Source organism: Paucibacter sp. B51 (assembly GCF_027863535.1).
Classification (GTDB): Bacteria; Pseudomonadota; Gammaproteobacteria; order Burkholderiales; family Burkholderiaceae_C; genus Paucibacter_A; species Paucibacter_A aquatilis.
This window is the reverse complement of record NZ_JAPIVN010000001.1, coordinates 1,565,317-1,585,517: the sequence shown is the minus strand read 5'-3', so window position 1 is coordinate 1,585,517 and position 20,201 is coordinate 1,565,317. Positions and strand designations below refer to the sequence as shown.

The following is a 20,201-nucleotide window of genomic DNA, read 5'->3' as shown; positions in this document are numbered from 1 at the left end:
GCCTGAGAGCAATGGGGGGTCTGTGTCGAATCACCAGTTTGGGTCTGCGCCCCAGTTCAATATCGCGCTGGCCAGCGGCGCCCCGGGGGGCACGCTGAAGGCGCTGATCATCGATGAGGGGGAGCTGTCGCGCTCGGTGATCACCACCATGCTGCGCGATATGGGCGTGCAGCAGGTGCATGCGGTGCGCCGCCCCGAGCAGGCGCGCCGGCAGATCAAGGAAGCCGGCCACGCCTACGACATCATCATCACCGAGTTCCACTTCCGCCGCCAAAGCAACCACGACATGAGCGGCCAGGACCTGCTGGACGAGCTGCGCCAGGCGCGCGGCCTGCCCATGCAGACCATCTTCATCATGGTGACGGATGAAGCGCGCTACCAGCATGTGGCCGATGCGGTCGAAGGCGCGCTCGATGACTACCTGCTCAAGCCCTTCACCGCCCGCCAGTTCGAGGAGCGGCTGCAGATCATCCTCGACCGCAAGCATGCCCTGCGCGAGGTCTTTGCCGCCATCGAGGCCAATGACTACGCCGGCGCCGCCGAGCTGTGCGAGGCCATGTTTCACAGCAGCCAGAGCTACAAGGTCTATGCCGCCCGCATCGGCTCCGAGCTCTATCTGCGCCTGGGCCAGCTCGATGCCGCGCGGCGCATGTTCGAGGCCCTGCTGGAGTACAAGGCCGTGCCCTGGGCGCGCCTGGGCCTGGCCAAGATCGACCTCGGCAATGCCGACACCGCCACCGCCTGCCGCAGCCTGGAGACCCTGCTGGCCGACAACCCCAGCTATGTCGATGCCTACGATGTCTACGGCCGCGCCCTGCTGGAGAGCATGGATTTCGCCGGTGCCGTCGAAATGTTCAGCAAGGCGGTGCAGATCACACCGGGCAATGTTGCGCGGCTGCAGAAGCTGGGTTCGTTGCAGCTCTTTCTGGGCTTCAGCGAGAACGCGCTCAAGCACCTGACCGCGGCGCTCAATATCGGATCGCAATCGCGCTCGCTCGATTACCAGGGCCTGGTCGCCCTGGGCCTGGCCAGCCTGGACGAGGAAGAGCGCGAAGGCTGCGAGCGCGCTGCACGCTTTCTGCAAGAGGCCTTGCAGAGATTCCCGGACAGCTTCCGCGTGCGCCACCTCTCGCTCTGCGCCGATGCGGTGCTGGCCCTGTCCGAGCGCCGCGCCGACCTGGCACAAGCCTTGATGCGCCAACTCGCGGAACAGCTGGACCATCCCGAGTTCAGCTACGAGATGGCCTGCAATCTGATCATGCTGATGGTGCGCAGCGCCGGCCGCCAGGCCATGCCCGAGGCGCGCGCCTGGACCGAGCGCACGACCCAGCGCTTTGCCGTCTCACGCCCACGCACCCGCATGCTGGAGATGGCCGCGGCCGCCATGCCGCCGATCGAAGCCATCGTGCGCAATTCCGCGGCCGGCATTAACGAGGCCGCGCGCGAGGCCATGTCCCATCTGGTCAGCAAGCAGCATGAGCAAACACTGCAGGCCTTGCTGGCCCTGGCACAGCGCAGCCTGAACGCGCGCATCATCAATCTCGCCCATGCCACGCTCAGCCACCATGGCCAGCATCTGTCCGAACACGCGGTGCAGCAACTGCGCGGCGTGATCGACGATCTGCACAGCCGCTACACCGACGGCGGCCGGCGCTTCGTCGAGCGCGAACGTCAGGTCTGAATGGGACGCGGGGACCCGTCCTCAAGCGGCAAGGCCCAACGCTCCAGCGCCTGCTCCAGCGCTTGCAAGGCGATCGGCTTGCTCAGGTGAGCATCGCAGCCGGCGGCCAGGCACTGCTCGACATCGCGGGCAAAGGCGTTGGCCGTCAGGGCCAGGATGGCCAGGCGCGGGCGCGCCGTCTCGGCCTCGATGGCGCGCCAGCGCCGGGTCACCTCCAGGCCATCGAGCACCGGCATCTGCACATCCATCAGCACCAGGTCGTAGGTGCCACGCTGCAGGCAGGCCAGGGCCTGCTCACCATCGCCCGCCACCTCGATCGCGTGGCCCAGCGGCGCCAGCATGGCCTCGATCACCAGCACATTGACCTCGTTGTCCTCGCACAGCAGCAAGCGCAAGGGCCGCAAGCGGCGCGGCGCCAGCGGGGCCGAGGCCGCAGGCGCCGGCGGCAGCTCACCCGGTGCCGGCGCCGGCTGGGCGGGCAGCGGCAGGTTCAACTCGAAACGGCTGCCCTGCCCCGGCGCGCTGCTCAAGCTGAGCCGGCCGCCCATCATCTGCACCAGGCTGCGCGAGATGGCCAGGCCCAGGCCCGTGCCACCATATTCACGCGAGATGCTGGCATCGGCCTGGGTGTAGGGCTGGAAGATGCGCTCCTGCATGGCCGGGGGGATGCCGATGCCACTGTCCTGCACGGCCAGGCTCCAACGTCCGGGCTCCAGCCGCCGCACCTCGAGGCGCACACCCCCCTGGCGCGTGAACTTGATGGCATTGCTGAGCAAATTGGCCAGCACCTGGGCCAGGCGCTGGGCATCGCCCCAGACCCAGGCTTCGACCTCGTCGGTGCAGCTGAGCGCCAGGCTAAGACCGCGCTCCTGGACACGCGCCTGCTGAAGCTCGATCTGCTGGCGCAGCAGATCGCCGAGATGAAACGCATGCGGCGCCAGGCTGAGCTTGCCGGCTTCGATCTTGGCGTTGTCCAGCAGATCGTTGATCAAGGCGAAGAGCTGCTGGCCGGCGCCCTGGAAGACCTGCACATAACGGCGCTGCTCAGCGTTCAGCTCGGTGCGGGCCAGGATCTCGGCCATGCCCAGCACCGCATTCATGGGGGTGCGGATCTCGTGGCTGACATGGGCGAGGAACTGGGTCTTGGCTTGGTTGGCCGCCTCAGCCACCTCGCGCGCATGGCGCAGCTCGCGGTGGCGCAGGCTTTGCCAGCGCTGCTCGGCCAGGCCGGCCAGCATTAGCGCCAAGGCCAAGGTCGCGAGCGGGCCCAGCAGCGAGGGCAGCAAGAGCTGGCTTTGCACCAACCAGACCGCCAGGCCCAGCAGCAGGGTCAGGCTGAGCGCCGTGCTGCCCAGCAGCAGGCCCCAGCGTTGCTGCGCCTGCATGGCCCGCGAGCGCGCATGCAGCACGCCCGGCACGGCCGCGAGCAGCAGCAGGACCGCCGCCCAGGCCCAGCCCACCGGCGCGAGCACCTGGCCGCGCGCCAGCAGGGCCGCGGCCGTGGCCACAAAGGCCGAGCCGGACAAGCGCCCCTGGGGCGTGCTCACGGCATCGGCAAAGTAGGCGCTGCTGCCGACGAAGACGGTACGACCGCGCAGGCTCTCGCGCAGGCCCGGGTCCTCTCGCTGGCCCAGTGCGGCGCGCATCAGCCGCCCCCAGCTCAGCTCGGGCAAGCCCTCCAGCCGGCTGGGCAGCTTGAGCTGCACGCGGCCCTGGGCATCAATCGGCCAGGTCTGCAGCGCCTGCAGACGCTCGGGCTGCTCTTGCAGCAAGACCGCCAGCGGCAGCGCCGGCAAGACCTGCCCCTGGTAGCGGTGCCACAGCGGCTGGCGTCGCAGCAAGCCGTCACTGTCCAGCGGCGAGGACACCAGGCCCACCCGGCCCAGCGCCGCCGTTGCCTCGCGCAGCAGCAGCGGCGTGGCCGGCAGCATCAAGGCATTCCAGCTCAGGCTGGGAGTCCCGGGCGGCGCGGCGGACCAGGCCAGGCCTTTGAGCAGGATCAGCTCCTCGCGCGGCAGGGCCGAAGGCGGGGCGTCCAGTTGCAAGCCAGCCGCCGCCAGCACCGAGGGCAGGCCTTGTTGCAGCGCGCGTGCCAGCTCGGCATCGCCCTCGCGCTCTCCCGACAGCACCAGGTCGATGACCACCCGGCGGGCTCCGGCCTGCTGCAGATAGTCCAGCAGCAAGGCGTAGACGGAGCGCGGATAGGGCCAGTCGCCCAGCGCGGGCTGCATCTCGCGCAGGGCATCGTCGTCGATGTCCAGCAGCGCCAGCTCGTCCACGCGCAAGGGTTGGGCGGTCAGGCGCAGCAGGCTGTCTTCCAGCGCCAGATCCAGGGGCCGCAAAGGCCCCTGCCCCTGAGCGAACAAGACGACACACAGAGCCAGCGGCAAGGCCAGGCAGGAAGGTCCCCAACGCCACCAGGCGCGGGCTCGCGCTTCAGCCATCGATCACAGCCCCAGCAGCAGCAAGGGCAGCAGCCAGAGCCAGCGCGGGTAGGGCACCTCGATCTCCTGCACCTGCCCGTTGGGGCCGGGCTGGCCAAGCTCGTCCAGGCCGCGCACACGCAAGAAATAGCGACCGGGGCTCGGGCGCGCCAGGCTCAGGCCCGGGGTCTCGCTGCTGAAGTTCTGCAGGCCCTGGCTGAAGGCCACGTCCTGCGCCCATTGCAGCTCATAACGCGTCACACCGGCGGAGGCACGCCAGCGCAGGTTCAGCTGCTCGCCAGCGACCTCGGCTTCGGCCGGCTCCGGGCTGGGCGGTAGCGGCCGCAGCTCGAAGGCCTGGCCGTCGCCGAAGGGGCCGCGCGCCTCACCCTGCAGCGAGGCCAGGCGCCAGTGGTAACGACCATGGGGCAGGCGAACGTTGTGGCTGATGTTGGCGATGCCGGTCTGGTCCAGTTGCAGCTCGCGGAACTCGACATCTCGCGCGACCTGCAGGCGGTAGGCCTGGGCGGCGCTGTTGCGCGTCCAGCGGAACTCGAGCTGTTCACCGTAGAGCCGGGCATCGGCCATCGGCGCCTGGCTGAACGGCGGCTCGGGCCGGGCCTGGATCTGCAGCAGGCGCTCACTGGCCTGGCCCTCCAGGCCGAGCGCATCGATGGCGCGCAGGCGCAGGCGGTAGCGCCCATCGGGGGGCAGCTCCTCCCAGCTCAGCTCGGGCTCGCTGCCGCGGTGATCGAGCAGCAAGCGGCTGAAGTCACCCTCGGCAAACAGCTGCGCCCGGTAAGCACGCGCGCCTGGGTGCGCCGGCCAGCGCAGGCGCAGTGGCAGGCGCTCCACCACGGGCAGCTCGGCCGGCAGGGCCGGCGCGCTCAGCAAGGGCGCGGCCTGCGGTTTGCTCCGCCCCTCAGCCACCATGCCCATGCCGGCGGGCACCGCCAGCGAGGCATGGCCACTGCTGTCGGCCGTGACCCGTCCCTCCAGCACCTCCATGCGCGCCGATTCGGCCTGCAGATGCACACGAAACTCGGTGCCGCGCACGCCCAGGTTCACATGCGGGGTGCGGATCTCGTAGTGCGGCACGCGGCCGCCCGTGGGCGTGACCTGGCTGTCGGCCCCGCCCTCGTGCAGACGCAGCTGCACCGAGGGAATGGCGCTGCGGCCGTAGACCAGCAGTTGCTCCAGGCTGAGATCGCTGAGCGACGGGATGAGCAGGCGGGAACCATCGACAAAGCGCAAGGTCGCCGAGGACTGGGCCGCGCTGCGCAGCCGGTCCCCGCTGCGCAATTCCTGCCCGGCCGCCAGGCGCTGCTCGGCCTGGCCACTGCGCTGCAGCGTGACCTGACCCTGCACGAACACCGTCTGGGCCACGCTGGCCTCGCGGCTGAGCCAGGCCAGGGGCATGCGCAAGACGCCACCCGGCGACAGGCGCAAAGGATCGGCCACCCGGTTGAGGCGCTGCAGATCGCGCCAATGGCGGCCGGGCTGGAGGTAGCGCTCGGTCAGGCCGATCAAGGTGTCGCCAGGCTGAATGCTGTAGTGCCAGTCGCTGTCAGCCTCCACGGGCGCCGATATCGGCTGGGCCGAGCCACGCGCCAGCACGGGCGCGGCGGCCGGGGCCAAGAGGCCAAACGCCAAGGCCGCGGCAAGCTGGCGGAGGCGGCCACTGCATTGGATGGTGTGTTGCATGCGCCTTCTCCCTGGCCCAAGCGGCCATCAGCGTCCTTGTTGGCGGCATGGTAGCCAAAAGCCATGCACGCCCTGGACAGGAAAGGCCCGGGGGCAGAGAGGCGGCGCCGCGCGGCGGGCGTGTCAAGCTGGGACGGGGCGGGACAGGGCGATGCCCCATGTCATGCCCAGAACGCAAAAAGCCCGTCACAAACCAGGACGGGCTTTGAAGGGCGTGGCCTTGATGGTGCCCATGACGCGGATCGAACGCGTGACCTCTCCCTTACCAAGGGAGTGCTCTACCACTGAGCCACATGGGCAGTTGGATCGGCTCCAGCTGCGTCCGGCCCAAGCCGGGCCGGAAAAACAAAAGCCCACCGAGGCGATGGGCTTGTGTCTGGTATTTGGTGGCCTGGGGCGGAATCGAACCACCGACACGCGGATTTTCAATCCGCTGCTCTACCAACTGAGCTACCAGGCCGCTGTCTTGACGACGGCGTCTTCGCTGGCTTGCTGCGCTTCGAAAAGCTCTTCAAATCAGCGAAGACCACGACTATAGCACTAAATTCCAGCTCCGCGCTTATTTCTGCTGAGGTCCACCCCTAATTGTTTCAATTTTCTGTAGAGGTGGGTGCGCTCGAGGCCGGTTTTCTCGGCCACACGGGTCATGGAGCCGTTCTCCTTGGCCAGGTGGAACTCAAAGTAGCTCTTCTCGAAGGCATCGCGCGCCTCGCGCAGCGGGCGGTCGAGCTCGAAGCTTTGTTCCGAGGCCAGGCCTGCTGACGGCAGGCTGCTTTGGGGCATGACGTTGTGGCTGCTCGGCGCCACGTACTGCGGCGTCAGCTCATTGCTGCGGCTGTAGCTGCTGGGCAGGCCCACGGCCGGTGCGGGGCGCGGCGCGGCCTTGACCAGGGACTGCTCGACGGCGCGCAGCAGCTTCTGCAGCGTGATCGGTTTTTCCAGGAAGGCGATGGCGCCGAACTTGGTCGCCTCGACCGCGGTGTCGATGGTGCCATGGCCACTCATCATGATGACCGGCATGGTCAGCAAGCCGGCGCCGCCCCATTCCTTGAGCAAGGTGATGCCGTCGACGTCAGGCATCCAGATGTCCAGCAGCACCAGGTCCGGACGCATGCGCTCGCGCACGGCGCGCGCTTGCGCGGCGTTTTCCGCCAATTCGATCGTGTGACCCTCGTCGCTGAGGATTTCAGAGAGCAGAGCGCGTATGCCCAGCTCGTCGTCGACTACAAGAATTGTTGCCATGGAGTCCTAGTTCAATGGGGCTTTTCAGCAGAGCCCGCATCGGCTGCTGCAGTCGCGAGTTTTGAAAATGATAACGAAACTTGCGCCCCGGTCACCGCTTGCGCCTCGTCGCCCTGCTCATGCTGGTTGCTGACGCGGATGCGCGCGCCATGCTCGTCGGCGATTTTCTTGACCACCGCCAGCCCCAGGCCGGTGCCCTTGGACTTGGTGGTCACATAGGGTTCGAAAGCGCGCTTGAGCACTTTCTCCGCGAAGCCCGGGCCGTTGTCGGTGATCTGCAAGCGCAGGGAGCGGGGCTCGCCGGCCTCGGTGAAGGCCTGCTGCGTACGCACCAGGACCAGCCCGTCGGGCTGCTCTTGCACGGCGTCGAGCGCATTCTGAACCAAGTTGTGGATGACCTGGCGCAGCTGGGTTGGGTCGCCGAGGATGCGGCTGGCCTCGGGCGCCAGTTCGGCGCGCAAGCGCCCCTGCTCCTGCGCCTCTGCGTACAGCGTGAGCACCTCGGCCACCAAGGCGTTCAGATCCAGAGCCTTGAGCTGGGCCGAGGGCAGGCGGGCGTAGTCGCGGAACTCATTGACCAGCTGCTTCATGGACTGCACCTGGTTGACGATGGTGGCGACCGAGCGCACCAGCATGGCTTGATCGGCGCCCTCGAGCTTGGCCTCCAGCTTGTGCTGCAAGCGCTCCGCCGAGAGCTGGATGGGGGTCAAGGGGTTCTTGATCTCATGGGCCAGGCGTCGCGCCACCTCACTCCAGGCGGCCGAGCGCTGGGCCGAGACCACCTCGGAGATGTCGTCGAACACCATCAGCCGCGCACCTTGCGGCAGCGGCGCGCCACGCACCAGCAGGGTCAGCACATCGTGGCTGGCATCGAGCTGCAGCTCAAAAGCATCCTGCCAATGGTCACGCTCGCCGTTCTCGGGGTTGACCTGTTCGAAGCGCTGCCACACCGCTTCGGCAAACGCCTCGAGATGGGGCACCTCGCCCAACGGCCGGCCTTGGTAGACCGACAGCGGCAGGCGCAAGATGCGGGTGGCGCCGGGGTTGACGGTGTCGATGCGGCGCTCGGCATCGAACACGATCACCCCGGCCGTCAGGTTGTCGAGGATGGTTTGCAAATGGGTGCGGGCGCTTTCCAGCTGCGCCACGCTGCGCTCGACCATGGCGCGCGCCTCGGAGAGCTGCTCGGTCATGTCGGCGAACGAGCGGGTCAGCCCCCCCAGCTCATCGCGCGAGCTCAGCATGGGTTTGCGGCTGAGGTCACCCTGGGCCACCTGTCGCACGCCATCGGCCAACAGCAGCAGAGGCCGCGCCAGCTGATTGCCGAAAGCCACGGCGATCAGCACCGCCGCGAACACCGCCAGCACCAGCACCAGGGTCAGGGTGCCAAGGTACATGCGGCGCAGGCCATCGCGCTCGAGCGCGCGCTGCTGGTACTCGCTGCTGGCGTTCTGCACCGCCAAGGCATTGGCCAGCACCGGGGCGGGCACCCGCTGCACCACCATCAGAAAGCGCTCGGTCGAACTGACCAGGCCCAAGCGCAGATCGACATTGGGCAGCTGGGCGATGGCGCGGATGCGGGCCTGGCCTTGCAGGGCCAGGGCCTCGTCTTCCAAACCTTCGAGATGGCTGACCACCCGCGTGTTGCGCGCCTGGCGCAACAAGGCTTCGGCCGGCCGATCGGTCACCAGCGAGCTGGTATCGCCGCCAACCGACAGCAGGATCTGGCCATTGCTGGCCACCAAGGCCACGGTGCGAGCGCTGAGCTGCTCGCGCAGCCGCTCCAGCACCAGAGGCTGGGGCAGGCTGCCCGCCTCGCCCAGGCGCTCGGCGGCATCCAGGGTGCGGTTGCCGAGGTCGTTGACCAGGCCATCCAGCGTGCCGCGGCCGAGGTTCAGACCTGCCTCCAGGGCCGAGGCCAGGCGCACATCGAACCAGCTGTCGATGCTGCGATTGACGAACTGGTAGGACACGCCGTAGATCAACAGACCCGGCACCATGCCCACCAAGGCAAAGATGCCGGCCAGCTTCATCAGCAGCCGGCTGCCGAACTTGCCGCTGCGCACCCGCAGGAACAAGCGACCGGCCGCGCCCACGATCACCAGCAGCAGCAGGGCCGCCACGCAGGCATTGAGCCAGAACAGCCAGACATAGTGGCGCTCGAAAAAGCCGCGCTGGCTGGTGGCGCCGATGGACAGCAAAAAGGCCAGCACACCACAAATGCCGGTGATGATCACCAGGGCGATGATCCAGGCCCAACGCGCCTTCTTGCTCATGGTGCGGGAGCAGAGGTACGAGGGCTGAAATCCGGATTCAGGCCGAAGACTCGTTCAACCCCCAGGTTCCAGCCCTGGCCAGCGCTGAGCCCGATCTGCATCGGTTTGGGCAGCTGTGAGGTGTCGAGCCGGTAGGCAAACTCAAGATAGTGGTTGCCGTCTTCTTCCAGCTCGCGCGCCTCGGCAATGCGCCAGCCCGAGACCCCGCGCAGCGAGGCCAGGGCGTCGGGCAGGTTGTTGAAGCTCTGCGTCAGACCACCGGAGCTGACCCGGTACTGGCGCGTCAGCGCATACCAGTACAGACGCCAGCCACGTGACACCTTGGACACCCGAGCGTCGCGCCAGTACCAGCGCTTGCGCTGCAAGGAGACCTCGGCCACGAAATAGAGCGACACGCCCTTCATCAGCGCATCCTCGGCCGCACGCGGCAGCTCGAAACGGGTGCTGAAACTCAAGTCCAAGCCCTCTTCCGTTCGGCTGGTGGAGATGCCAGTCAGATCCACCCCCTCGGCCCGCGCCGCCGGGGCGACCAGCGCCAGGCAGACGGCCATGAGCAGCGCCGCGCCGAAGTGGCACAGCAGTTGCCAAGCCGCCGAGGCGGGCTTGGGCTGGAGGCTGCAGCGGTGAACGGGGGCGGGCGAACTCAAGAGCAAGAGGGCGAAGGCGCGATAAGAACCAAGGAATCCAGGGCGGGAGTGCCGGGCACGCCGGGCTCAGGCGGCCCGCTTGCTCAGCACAGCGTAGAAGAACCCGTCGAACAAAGCCTCGGTGCCTGGTGAAGCTGACGCAGATGCGTCGGGCGAGGCCCCGTCCGGCGGCGCCCCATTGTGTGCGAGCGGCAGCAGGTGTCCGGTGACTGCCTGCAGCGCGGGGCGCAAGGCGTCGGATTGGCGTTGCAAAAATGCATCGACCTGCTGCTCCCCCTCGGCCTTGAACAGGGAACAGGTCGCGTAGACGAGACGCCCGCCCGGTTTGAGCAGGGGCCAGAGCGCGTCCAGCAACTGCGCCTGGATGGCAGCCAGCTGGGCGATGTCACTCGGCCGGCGCAGCCAGCGCACATCGGGATGGCGGCGGACGATTCCGGAGGCGCTGCAGGGCGCATCGAGCAGGATGGCATCGAAAAGCCGTCCATCCCACCAGGAGGCCGTGTCGCGTGCGTCCACGGCCTTGAGCTGAGCCTGCTGGCCCAGTCGCTGCAAATTGTCCTGAACCCGGCTCAGTCGCTGGGCGTCACTGTCCAGGGCCAGCAGATCCAGATCGGCCAGCTCCAGCAAATGCGCCGTCTTGCCGCCCGGAGCCGAGCAGGCGTCCAACACACGCGCGCCGGCGGCCAGGGCCGGCAGGCCGTCCTGTGCGAGCACAGTCAGCGGGCCGGCCAGTTGAGCGGCCGCATCCTGCACCGACACCGCGCCCTCGGCAAAACCCGGCAGGCTGCTGACCGGCACAGCGCGCTCCAGCACCAGGGCCTGCGGCGCCAGCGGGCCCAGGGCCCGGGCGGCGATGCCGGCCTCTTGCAAGCGCTGCAAATACTCCGCCGCGCTGCCCTGGCGCGCATTGACGCGCAAGGTCATGGGTGGGTGGCTGTTGTTGGCCAGGAGCAGCTGGTCCCAGACCTCGGGCCAATCGGCCTTCAGCTTTTCGATCCACCAGCGCGGGTGGTTGTAGCGGGCCACCTCGCCGGCCGGGCCGGCTTCGGCCGCGGTCACCTGGGCTTGCAGGTCGGCACGTTCGCGCAAAAAACGGCGCAAGACCGCGTTGACGAAGCCGGCGCTGGCCGGCATGCGCTTGCGCACCGCGCTGACAGCCTGGTCCACGACGGTGTGATCGGCATACGGTGCGGAACCAGGGCCACCGCCCTGATCCCACAGCAAGGCCAGGGCCGTCAGCAGCAGGCCCTCGACCTTGGGCGGCGGGCTCTTCGGCGCCAGCACGGCGCGCAACGCCTCGGCCGCGCCGAGATGGCGCAACACATGAAAGCTCAAGGATTGGGTGCCTGGACGCAGCTCGGCCGGGCATTGCGCCAGCAGCTCGGTCAGCGAACGCCCCGCTCGCACGGCTTGCACGGCGTCCGCCACCTGGAGCAGCAATTTGTGCAGCGGTGGCGCCAGCTTGGCCGGGGCGGGGGAAGAGGAAGCAACAGAGGATGTTTTCGCAGTCGGGCTCACCGCTTCAGTGTAGGGGAGCAGGCCCTCCAAGCCGGCAGGCAAGACCTGGCACTGCAAGGACTTTGCAATCCGGACACAATGCCCCATTGCACCGAACAGCGAGAACACCCCATGACCGGCGTCCTGCCTGCAAACCCCACTCCCCGCGACGAGCGCGAGCTGGCCGAGCTGCCCGCCTCGGAGCGCGTGCGCTACCGCCTGGTCGGCGCTGGCTGCCGCCACCACGCCAATGACAACATCGCCGACTTCATCAAGGACGGCGAGTTGGACGAGATCCAGGCCGAGGTCCAGGCCAAGCTGCAGGAGGTGCTGCGCGCCCTGGTGATCGACACCGACAGCGACCACAACACCCAGGACACTGCCAAGCGCGTGGCCAAGATGTTTGTGCGCGAGGTCTTCAAGGGCCGCTACGTGCCCATGCCGCCGGTCACCGAGTTCCCCAATTTCACCCGGCTCAACGAGCTGATGATCGTGGGCCCCATCACCGTCCGCAGCGCCTGCTCGCACCACCTCTGCCCCATCATGGGCCGGGTCTGGATCGGCCTGCTGCCCAACGAACACTCCAACCTGATCGGCCTGTCCAAGTACACCCGCATCTGCGACTGGATCATGAGCCGCCCGCAGATCCAGGAAGAGGCCGTCACCATGCTGGCCAACGAGTTGCAGGAACGCGTGCAGCCGGACGGCCTGGCCATCGTCATGGAAGCCGATCACTTCTGCATGCACTGGCGCGGGGTCAAGGACACGGAAACCAAGATGACCAACAGCGTGATGCGCGGTGCCTTCCTCAAAGACCCGAATCTGCGCCGCGAATTCCTGTCCTTGCTGAGCAAGAAGTAAGTCGAAACCGTCGAAGACGTCGAGCACAGCGCCGGCGTCAGCCCCACCGGAGCCCTCCCCATGCTAGTTCGTCTTCTCTACGCCAGCCGCGCCCACAGCCCCATGGGCGATGCCGAGCTCAGCACCATCCTGAAACAGTCGCGCGAGCACAACCCCGCCGAAGGCATCACCGGCCTGCTCTGCTACACCGACGGCATCTTCATGCAGGTGCTGGAAGGCGGCCGCGATGCCATCAACGCCCGCTACAAGCGCATCGTCAGCGACAACCGCCACCACGATGTGATCCTGCTCAGCTATGAAGAGGTGGGCGAGCGGGAATTCGCCGGCTGGTCCATGGGCCAGGTGAATCTGCAGCGCCTCAACCCCGGCCTGGTGCTCAAGTACTCCGAAACCGCCAAGCTCGACCCCTACCGCATGAGCGGCCGCGCCTTGATGGCCCTGTTCCACGAGCTGGTCAGCTCGGGCGCCATCGTCTGCAGCTGAGGCGGCGTTCGGCACAGTGCAGTCTCTCGGTTTTCTCGTGAGGCCCTGCAGCCCGCGCCGCCACCGGGCTCATGGTTCCGGGGTCAGCCCTGTCGGGCCGACTTCCCTGCGCTGCTCGCACCTCGGGGCTGGCGCATAACTCACTTCGCTCCCTGCGTTCGCTTCGTTCAGACAGAAGCGCCAAGTCAGAACTTGAAGCGCGCGAGTACGCGCGCGCCCCGAGGCGCTGTGCTGCTCGGCCCTTCACAAATCGCCCGGCAGCGGCACGGGCTGCAGGGCGCTTGCATCGCGGTCGATGTGCCTCATCAACGGTGGAACACGCCCCCCCGGAGGTGGCTCGGCCTGCCGACGGGCGATTTGTGCGCGGCCGAGGGCACAGCGGAGCGGCTCAGGCGCGTGTACTCACGCGCTTCAAGCTCTGACTCGGCGCCACTGTTTGACCACAGTGAGCGCAGCGAACGGAGGGAGTTTGGCGCCGCTGAGCCGCGCAGTGAGCACCGAGGGGAGTCGGCTCAAAGAGCCGACCCGCGAACCATGAGCCCGGCGGCGGGCCGAGCCACCGCAGCGGGAGCGATCGGCACCACAAGGGTTCGCAATATGCTGTATCCAACCAGCCCCAAATTCACGTTCAGAGCGAGCGCGCCTCCCGAAAGCCGTAAAAGCTGGCCAGCACCCGCGTCGGGAACTGGATGATGGCTTCGTTGTAGGCGCCCACCGCCTGGTTGAAAACCTGTCGGGTGAAGGAACGTTGGCGCTCGATCATCTTGAGTTCGTCCACCTGGGCGAACAGTTCGGGGTGCTCGCGCAGCTCGGCGTGGTGTTCCAGCATGGACATCAGCCGCGTCAAAGCTGCGGCATGCACGGCACTGGCTACACCCAGGCTGGCGACCGGGTCACCGGCATAGGGCCGGGCGCGCACGGCCTGCAAGGCGGTTTGCACCTCCTGCTGGGCAGCATCCAGGGCGTCGAAGGTGGCCTGCTCATTGGGCAGTAGCGGGCGCAGCACAGCGAGCAATTCGGCGCAGACGCTGGCACGCGCGCTCATATGGGTGTCCAGCTGAGCAAAGGCCACCGCGATCGCGTTGCGCAAGCTCATGACCCGGTTGTAGGCGCCAATGGCCCAGAACAACAGCATGGCGGCCAGCCCCCAGCCGGCCCAACCCCAACTCCAGCCCGTGTCGGTCGGCTCCATGTTCAGGCTCCGGCCTTCAAGGCAAGAAACTCATCATGCCCGCGCGCGCGCAGCTCGCAGGCCGGGCAGCTGCCGCAGCCATAGCCCCAGGCGTGGCGCTGGCTGCGCTCGCCCAGGTAGCAGGTGTGGGTGTGCTCGACCACCAGCTCGTTCAGTGCAGCGCCGCCCAGCGATTCGGTCAGGGCCCAGGTCTGGGCCTTGGTGATGAACATCAACGGGGTTTCCAGCGTCATCGGCGTGTCCAGGCCCAGGCTCAGGGCCACCTGCAAGGCCTTGAGCGTGTTGTCGCGGCAGTCGGGGTAGCCCGAGTAATCGGTCTCGCACATGCCGCCGACCAGCACCGAGGCACCGCGGCGGTAGGCCAGGGTGGCGGCGAAGGTCAGGAAGAGCAGGTTGCGGCCCGGCACAAAGGTGTTGGGCAGACCATTGGCCTGCATCTCGATGGCGCGATCTTCGGTCAGCGCGGTGCTGGAGATCTGGCTCAACAGGCTCAGGTCCAGCACATGGTCTTCGCCCAGCTTGGCGGCCCAGGCCGGGAACTGCGCCGCCAGCTCGCGGCGCACGGTCTGGCGGCATTCCAGCTCGACCCGGTGGCGCTGGCCATAGTCAAAGCCCAAAGTCTCGACCGCGGCATAGCGATTCAGGGCCCAGGCCAGGCAGGCGGTGGAATCCTGGCCGCCGGAGAACAGGACCAGGGCTTTGCGTTCGGTGTGCGCTTGGGGCGGCGTCGGGAGGTTCATGCGTGACAACTCGGAAAGCACCGCACGGTGGCGGCAAACAATGCCCACCAGTGTGCCAGGGTCGCCCCGCGCCAGGAAACGGCCCGACATCGCCCCCCCCGCGCTAAGCTCGCAGCTACACGCACTCCTGGACAAGCGCTCATGAAAACCTCCATTGCCTCACGCCTGCTTGGCGTTCTGCTGCCCTATGCCATTGCGGCGCAGGCGGCACCCGCATCGGCGCCCATCAGCCAGGTTCTGGTCTACCCGGGCGGCGCCACGGTGCAGCGCACGGCCAACGTGGCCGCCGGCGCGCGCGAGCTCGTGATTCACTGCCTACCCGCCCGCTTCGAGGCGGACTCCTTGCAAGTGCAAGCCGATGCCGGCATCCAAATTGGCGAGATCAGCATCCAGACATTGGATCGTGTTCGCGTTCCCGAGTGCCACAGCAGCCCGCTGGACACCCGCATTCGAGAGCTGGAGGACCAGCGCGCCAGCATCAACGCCGAAAGCGAAGCGCAGGACTTGGCCCTTGGCTTTCTCAAAAGCTACGGTGGGGCGGGTGACGGCAAGTCTGCACCAGCACCGATCACCAGTACCTTGGAGGCCCTCAAGCGTGGCGGCCAGGAAACTTGGCTGCGCAAACATCAGCTCGCGCGACGACTACAGGACCTCGACGAAAAGCTGAGCCCTCTGCAAGCAGAGCGCGACCGTCTGATTCAAGCGAACCCGCAGCTGCGCAGCGTGCGCATCAACCTGGCCGCCGCTCGCGCCGGCGAACTGCGCCTGAGCTACCGTCTCAATCAAGCGGGCTGGACCCCCATCTACCGCGCTCATCTCGACACCCAGGGGCAGCAGCTGCGCCTGGAGCGTCTGGCCCAGGTGGCGCAGACCAGCGGCGAGGATTGGAGTGTTGTGCAATTGCGCCTGAGCACCAGCACGCCGCGCAGCCAGAGCGGCCTGCCCCCGCCCTACCCCTGGACCCTGGACATCCTGCCGCCGATCGCCGCTCAGGAGCTTCAAGTAACTGGCTCTCGCATGGCCGCGCCGCTCATGGCAGCGCCCGCGCCGGCCTTCAAATCGAATCGGAGCGCGGATGAAGCCCCAGCCCTTCCCAGCTTCGACATCAGCACTCAGCAGGGCGAGTACGCCGCGGAGTTCGAGGTTCCGGGGCGCGTCTCCATCAGCAGCGACGGCCAGCGCGTCAGCTTCGCACTCGGCAGCGAAAAGATGACAGCCCAGGTGTTCGCTCGCGTGCAGCCCCAGCAAGACCGCCAGGCCTATCTGCTGGCCGAGCTGAACCGCCCCAGCGGCAGCTGGCCGGCCGGCGCGCTGCAGCTCTTCCGCGACGGGGCCTTCATCGGCAACAGCCAGCTGCAGCTGGGCAGCGAGGAAAAGCTGGAGCTCTTCTTCGGCCGCGACGAGCTGCTGCGCGTGGCGGTGGAGCCGCCGCAGAAAGACGGAGCCGAGCGCGGCTTCATCGGCAGCCGCAACGAGCAGAAGATCCGCCGCGCCTACCTGGTCGAGAACCTGCACCGCCAGCCCATCCAGCTACAGCTGATCGAGCCCTCGCCCGTGGCCCAGCATGAGGACATCAAGGTGCAAACCCAGTTCAACCCGCAGCCGAGCCAGCAGCGCTGGAAACAGCTGCCCGGCGTGGTCGCGTGGCAGCTGCAATTGGCGCCTGGCCAGAGCCAGCGCTTCACGGCCGAGTATCTGATCAGCACACCCAAGGACGCGCGGGTGAGCGGATTGCGCTGAATCACGAGGCCAGACCCGAGGCAAAAGTGAAGAATCCCTCATACGCGGGGCGGCTAGGGTAACTGCGAGTGACAGCGGCAATTCGCTCCGGAGACACTCGCTCGTATCAAAGTTCGGGGGGAGGAACCCATGAAAACGCACACCTTCAAGTTGATTGCCGCTGCCTGCCTCATGGCGAGCCACGCGGCCTGGGCCGAGCTGCCCCGAGGCAGCCTGACGTTCTTGCAGCCCAAGGGCACGGTCAGCACGACCGAGGCCATTGACATCTGGGTTCGGCTTACGCTGGACGCAGACTCCCCGGCGTTCACCTTCTCCAGCTATCCACTCACGGGCATTTCGCCCGGAGATTTGTCGCCCGAAGGCGTCTACCACGACCCGATCACAGGCACCAACACCCCGGCCACTTTTGCGCGGATTGACAGTGTCTTCATCAGCGCCTCGATGACGGTGTCGGGCAGCGAGTTCATGGGCTACGACTTCCAATTCGCCACGATTTACAACCCGCAACTGCCGGGGCCCACCTACCAGAATCACTTCAATCTGGCCCCCGGCCAAAGCTACGACTACCTGTTTGGCCGCTTCACGCCGAAGGCAGGTGGCGCACCGGAAGGCACCGTCAATCTCTACCAGACCTCGATGACGCTGCAGTACACCGGCGTGGATGCCCTGGGCCGAACGCTGTATTCCGCCAACCAGCCCGTCATCGCATCGAGCTGCGAGAGTGGTGACTGGGCCACTTGCGGCTTCACCCGCACCGTCACTGCCGTGCCCGAACCCAGCAGCTACGCCTTGATGGGCCTGGGGCTGGCCGGTGTGCTGGGCCTGGCCCGCCGCCGCCGCGCCACGGCCTGAGCTCGGCCCCAGACCACGGGCTCAGAACCAGCCGCCCAGGTCCGCCCGAATCTCGGGCGGATGGGCGGCGTTTTTTTGCAGGCCCGCTTTCAAAGCGCTCCGCGCCTGGCGGGCGGCGGGGCTGTCGCTGGCCGGTGCATCCAGCTGCGCTTGCATCAGCGACAGCAAGGCATCGAAAGGATGACCGGCCGGCATTTGCGGCGGGCGGGCCTCGCGCGCTGCGGCCAGCGCGGCGGCCGCATCGGGGGCGCCCATCATCACCAGGGTCAGCGCCAGGTCGAGGCGAGCCTGCCAGAGCGGCGGCAGCTGGCGGTCGGGGCTGGTCTCCAGCAAGGCCACACGGCGCTCCAGCAGGCGGCGGCTGCCGGCCAGATCGCCGCGGGCGCGCAGCAGCGCGCCCTCGACCTGGGCGACCCGGCTCTCCAGCCACAGATCGCGCTCCAGATGCAGGTCGGCATCGCCGCGCAGGCGGGCGACAGCATCCGCCGCCAAATCCAGGTCACCCAGCACCAGGCCGCTGCGCGCCAGGGCCAGCCAGGCCTCGGCCCGGCTCACACCCATCTGCTCACGCACCCGGTCCACTTCCTCCAGCAGGGCGCGGGCGTCCTGGCGCAAGGTGGTCGCGGGCGACTCCCCCGCCTGGGCGCGCGCCAGCAACAGCGAGGCCTTGGCCGCCGTCCGGGCATTGAAGGGGGCGCCATTGCCTTGGGTGTTGAAGGCCAGACGGGCGGCCAGGGCCTGCGCGTACTCAGCGCGGTCGTGGTGGTAACGCGCAATCTCCGGGTACATGAAGGCGCGCATGGAATTGCCCCGACCATGCAGCTGGTCCATCTCCTCGCCCAAGGCCTGCGCACGCGCCTCCACACCGTCGTACAGGCCCGCACGGATCTCCATGGTCAGGATGTTGCGCCGGATGGCCAGCACATGGCGCAGGTTCTCCTTGGGCGGGTTCTGCAAGGCCGGCTCGGTCAGGCGCAGCTGGGCGAGGGCCTCGCTGATGCGCCCCACGCCGGACAGGCGAACCGCCTCCACCATGTGGTGGAAGGTTCGATAGAAGTGGCCCTCCGGGTAGAGCAGCCGCACCAACTCGCCGGCTTGATCCAAGGCCAGCTTGGCCTCGGCCAGGCGGCCGGTCTTCATATAGCCATTGGCCAGCGCGTAGTAGAGCTCGCGCATGGGATCGGATTTGGGGCCATGCAAGCGCGCCACGCGCTCGCGCAGAGGCTCCAGCTCGGCCACCACCAAATCGTGCGGGCCCGTCGGCACATAAATTTGGGCCAGCTTGATATGGGCCGCCACGGTGCGCTCGTCGTCTTCCCCGTAGAGCTGAACCATCAGCGCCACCCACTCACGCGCCAGCGGTGCGGCCAGGTCGTAGCGGTCCAGGGCGCCGTAGGTTTCGGCCAGTGTGGCCAGCAGGCGCGCCTTGATGCGGGGCTGGTCCTGGAATTTGCCTGCGATCTCGCTGCGGCTTTTCTCCAGCAGATCCATGACCGTGGGCGCCTGCCCGCCATGGACATCGGGGCTGGCACTGCCCAGCAGATCCGTCAGGTACAGCGTCACCTGATCGGATTCATGGGCCGCCGCCTGCGCGCGGCGCCATTGATCCAGGCTGACGCCCAGGCCCAGCAGCACGGCCACGGCCAGACCGCCCGACAGCGAGGCAGCCAGGGCATTGCGGCGCATCCAGAGCCGCAGGCGATGGCGCCAGTCCTCGCGGCGGGCGCTGACCGGGCGATGCTGGAGCCAGCGCGTCAGGTCTTCGACCAAGGCGCTCACGGCCGGGTAGCGCTCCTCGGGCAGCTTGCGCAAGGCCTTGGCGACGATGGCCTCCAGGTCGCCGCGGGCGCGCTCGGCGTCGAGCGGGCGGGCGCCCTCCGGCGCATCTTCGGCCAAAGCCTGGGCCAGCAAGGGCCCGAGCCGCGGCGCGTCCTGGTGCAGCAAAGCATGCTCGATGGCCGTGCGGCTGCTGCCGGCGTTGTAAAAGGGCAGGCGGCCGGACAGCATCTCGAACAACAGCACGCCGAGCGAGTAGACATCGGCCGCCACGCCGACCGGCGTGCCGCTGAGCTGCTCGGGTGCGGCATACGACAAGGTCAGGCCACGGCCGCTTACGCGGGTCAGGTGGCCTGGATCCTCTTCATCCAGCAGACCCGCAATGCCGAAGTCCAGCACCTTGACCTCGCCCCGGCTGTCGCCCTCGGCGCCGACCATCACGTTCGAAGGCTTGAGGTCGCGGTGCACCACCAACTGGGCATGGGCATGCTCGACCGCCTGGGCCACGCGGATCAGCAAGGCCACCCGTGAGGCGACCGTGGGGCATTCGGCCCGCACATGCTCGCTGAGCGTGCGGCCGGCCACGTACTCCAGCACCAGATAGGGCACACCGTCCGCCATGCCAGCATCGAGCAGGCGCGCAATGCCGGGATGCTTGAGCCGGGCCAGCACGGCCCGCTCGCGCGCGAAACGCTGGGACAGCGGCGCCTGCTGCAGATCGCTGCGCAACAGCTTGACCACGGCCTCCTGCTCGTACAAGCCATCGGCCCGCCGCGCCAGCCAGACCTGGCCCATGCCGCCCTCGCCGATCTTGCGCAGCAGCTGCCAAGCCCCCATACGCTGGCCACTCAGTGAAGGCGCTTGCTGCCTCTCGTCCAGCACCGGCATGGCGCTGAGGGGCACGGGCCCAGCGGCTGCAGGAAACTGGGTCTCGGCCTGCTGGATCAAGCGCTGCGCGAGCTCGGCGGCCAGGGCGGCATCGCGCGCGGCCAGCGCCGCCAACCAGGGGCCGCGCTCAGCCTCGGCCAGGCCTTGCGCCTGGCGCAGCAGCTGGTTCAGTTCGGTGTGGCGGGCGCTGTCGCCCATG

Annotated in this window: 14 protein-coding genes and 2 tRNA genes; 5 read left to right on the top strand and 11 right to left on the bottom strand. The window is 67.9% G+C overall.

The annotated features are described in order from the left end of the window. Positions 1-22: 22 nt before the first annotated feature. On the top strand, positions 23-1,681 hold the full coding sequence (locus tag OOB33_RS06705; RefSeq protein ID WP_271008110.1) for a response regulator: 1,659 nt from the start codon (positions 23-25) through the stop codon (positions 1,679-1,681). On the opposite strand, the gene OOB33_RS06700 is transcribed toward OOB33_RS06705, so the two are convergent. From OOB33_RS06700 to rsmB, 8 genes are all read right to left on the bottom strand, one after another. Continuing rightward, positions 1,672-4,125, bottom strand: a complete 2,454-nt coding sequence (locus OOB33_RS06700) for a hybrid sensor histidine kinase/response regulator (RefSeq protein ID WP_271008109.1) — start codon at positions 4,123-4,125, stop codon at positions 1,672-1,674. The genes OOB33_RS06705 and OOB33_RS06700 overlap by 10 nt on opposite strands. A gap of 3 nt (positions 4,126-4,128) precedes the next feature. Next, the gene (locus OOB33_RS06695; protein ID WP_271008108.1) at positions 4,129-5,808 is read right to left on the bottom strand and encodes a FecR family protein; all 1,680 of its coding nucleotides are present in this window, start codon (positions 5,806-5,808) and stop codon (positions 4,129-4,131) included. 224 nt (positions 5,809-6,032) lie between these two features. Further along, positions 6,033-6,107 (bottom strand) — tRNA-Thr (locus OOB33_RS06690). A gap of 85 nt (positions 6,108-6,192) precedes the next feature. Beyond that, a tRNA-Phe gene (locus OOB33_RS06685) sits at positions 6,193-6,268 on the bottom strand. 80 nt (positions 6,269-6,348) lie between these two features. Next, positions 6,349-7,050, bottom strand: a complete 702-nt coding sequence (locus OOB33_RS06680; RefSeq protein ID WP_102768328.1) for a response regulator — start codon at positions 7,048-7,050, stop codon at positions 6,349-6,351. Positions 7,051-7,061: 11 nt separating this feature from the next. After that, positions 7,062-9,326: a sensor histidine kinase gene (locus OOB33_RS06675; RefSeq protein WP_171828164.1), complete on the bottom strand. Its 2,265-nt coding sequence runs from the start codon at positions 9,324-9,326 to the stop codon at positions 7,062-7,064. After that, positions 9,323-9,973: a DUF4390 domain-containing protein gene (locus OOB33_RS06670; protein WP_171828163.1), complete on the bottom strand. Its 651-nt coding sequence runs from the start codon at positions 9,971-9,973 to the stop codon at positions 9,323-9,325. The genes OOB33_RS06675 and OOB33_RS06670 overlap by 4 nt, the downstream gene beginning before the upstream one ends. Positions 9,974-10,039: 66 nt before the next feature. Beyond that, positions 10,040-11,491 carry a 16S rRNA (cytosine(967)-C(5))-methyltransferase RsmB gene (gene rsmB / locus OOB33_RS06665; RefSeq protein ID WP_271008107.1) on the bottom strand — a complete coding sequence of 484 codons (1,452 nt, stop codon included), beginning with the start codon at positions 11,489-11,491 and terminating at the stop codon, positions 10,040-10,042. 111 nt (positions 11,492-11,602) lie between these two features. On the opposite strand from rsmB, the gene folE reads away from it, so the two are divergent. Beyond that, positions 11,603-12,331: a GTP cyclohydrolase I gene (folE, locus tag OOB33_RS06660; RefSeq protein ID WP_102768331.1), complete on the top strand. Its 729-nt coding sequence runs from the start codon at positions 11,603-11,605 to the stop codon at positions 12,329-12,331. Positions 12,332-12,391: 60 nt separating this feature from the next. Further along, positions 12,392-12,814, top strand: coding sequence for a BLUF domain-containing protein (locus OOB33_RS06655; protein WP_102768332.1), 423 nt, complete (start codon positions 12,392-12,394; stop codon positions 12,812-12,814). Between the two features lie 628 nt (positions 12,815-13,442). On the opposite strand, the gene OOB33_RS06650 is transcribed toward OOB33_RS06655, so the two are convergent. Continuing rightward, positions 13,443-14,006, bottom strand: a complete 564-nt coding sequence (locus OOB33_RS06650) for a LemA family protein (RefSeq protein ID WP_102768343.1) — start codon at positions 14,004-14,006, stop codon at positions 13,443-13,445. A gap of 2 nt (positions 14,007-14,008) precedes the next feature. Further along, positions 14,009-14,746, bottom strand: a complete 738-nt coding sequence (gene queC, locus OOB33_RS06645) for a 7-cyano-7-deazaguanine synthase QueC (protein ID WP_102768344.1) — start codon at positions 14,744-14,746, stop codon at positions 14,009-14,011. A gap of 141 nt (positions 14,747-14,887) precedes the next feature. On the opposite strand from queC, the gene OOB33_RS06640 reads away from it, so the two are divergent. Continuing rightward, the gene (locus tag OOB33_RS06640; RefSeq protein ID WP_271008106.1) at positions 14,888-16,486 is read left to right on the top strand and encodes a DUF4139 domain-containing protein; all 1,599 of its coding nucleotides are present in this window, start codon (positions 14,888-14,890) and stop codon (positions 16,484-16,486) included. Positions 16,487-16,615: 129 nt separating this feature from the next. Further along, entirely contained in the window at positions 16,616-17,338 is a 723-nt protein-coding gene (locus OOB33_RS06635) for a PEP-CTERM sorting domain-containing protein (RefSeq protein WP_243392792.1), read from the top strand. A gap of 21 nt (positions 17,339-17,359) precedes the next feature. Here the strand turns inward: OOB33_RS06635 and OOB33_RS06630 are convergent, their stop codons facing one another. Then, the gene (locus OOB33_RS06630) at positions 17,360-20,200 is read right to left on the bottom strand and encodes a serine/threonine-protein kinase (RefSeq protein ID WP_271008105.1); all 2,841 of its coding nucleotides are present in this window, start codon (positions 20,198-20,200) and stop codon (positions 17,360-17,362) included. Position 20,201: the final 1 nt, after the last annotated feature.